Below are 1,290 nucleotides of genomic sequence, written 5' to 3' on the forward strand. Positions count from 1 at the left end.
GAGCTATGCGTTCAAACTCCTGCTCGACGAGCTGAAGGCGATGGTGATAAGACCCTCCCTGAAGTTAAAGGATAGGGTGTGATAGCATGCACATGAAAAAGGTCATCGGGAGTATCGATTTCGGAATCCTCTCACCGCAGGAAATCAGGAAGATGAGCGCGGCCGAGATAACAGTACCGGACACCTACGACGATGACGGATACCCCATAGAGGGCGGCCTCATGGACAAGCGCCTCGGCGTCGTCGATCCGGGCCTCAGGTGTGAGACCTGCGGTGCAAGAGCCGGGGAGTGCCCCGGCCACTTCGGCCACGTTGAACTCGCGAGACCGATAATCCACGTGGGCTTTGCAAAGACCATCCAGAGGGTTCTGGAGAGCACCTGCCGCGAGTGCGGAAGGATAAAGCTCACGGATGAGGAGATAGAGGAGTACATGCACAAGTTCGAGGTCATGGGAGACAGGAAGAAGGCCAAGGACAGGCTCATCAAGGAGATACACAAGAAGGCGAAGGAGAGGATGGTCTGCCCGCACTGTGGAGCGCCGCAGTTCCCCATAAAGTTCGAGAGGCCGACGATCTACTACGAGCTTAGGAAGGACGAGGAGGGCAACGAGTACAAGCACAGGATGATGCCGAGCGAAGTTAGGGACAGGCTCGAGAAGATACCGAACAAGGACCTCCCGCTCCTCGGCCTGCACCCCGAGAAGGCCAGACCAGAGTGGATGGTCCTAACTGTCCTTCCGGTTCCTCCCGTTACCATGAGGCCCTCCATCACCCTCGAGAGCGGCATAAGAGCTGAGGATGACCTCACCCACAAGCTCGTCGACATCATCAGGATAAACAACCGCCTCAAGTCCAACATCGAGGCCGGAGCGCCGCAGCTGATTATAGAAGACCTCTGGGACCTCCTCCAGTATCACGTCACGACCTACATCAACAACGAGACCTCGGGCATTCCGCCGGCCAAGCACAAGAGTGGAAGGCCGCTCAAGACGCTCTCCCAGAGGCTGAAGGGTAAGGAGGGGCGCTTCAGAGGAAACCTCAGCGGTAAGCGCGTCAACTTCTCGGCCCGTACCGTCATCAGCCCAGACCCGATGATAAGCATCAACGAGGTCGGTGTTCCGCTCGCGGTCGCGATGGAGCTTACGGTTCCAGAGAAGGTTACGGAGTTCAACTTCGAGAAGCTCAAGAAGATGGTCCTCAACGGTCCCGAGAAGTATCCTGGAGCAAACTACGTCATCGACCCAGAGGGCAGGAGAATACGCCTCATGGAGAACAACCTCGAGATAATAG

General features: G+C 56.9%; 1 pseudogene. It reads left to right on the top strand.

Annotated elements, in window-relative coordinates:
* Nucleotides 1-86: 86 nt before the first annotated feature.
* Nucleotides 87-1,290 (top strand): annotated as a pseudogene (locus MV985_RS09370) (DNA-directed RNA polymerase subunit A'); the annotation flags it as partial.

Origin of the sequence: Thermococcus sp. (assembly GCF_027012695.1) — an archaeon.
Lineage (GTDB): Archaea > Methanobacteriota_B > Thermococci > Thermococcales > Thermococcaceae > Thermococcus.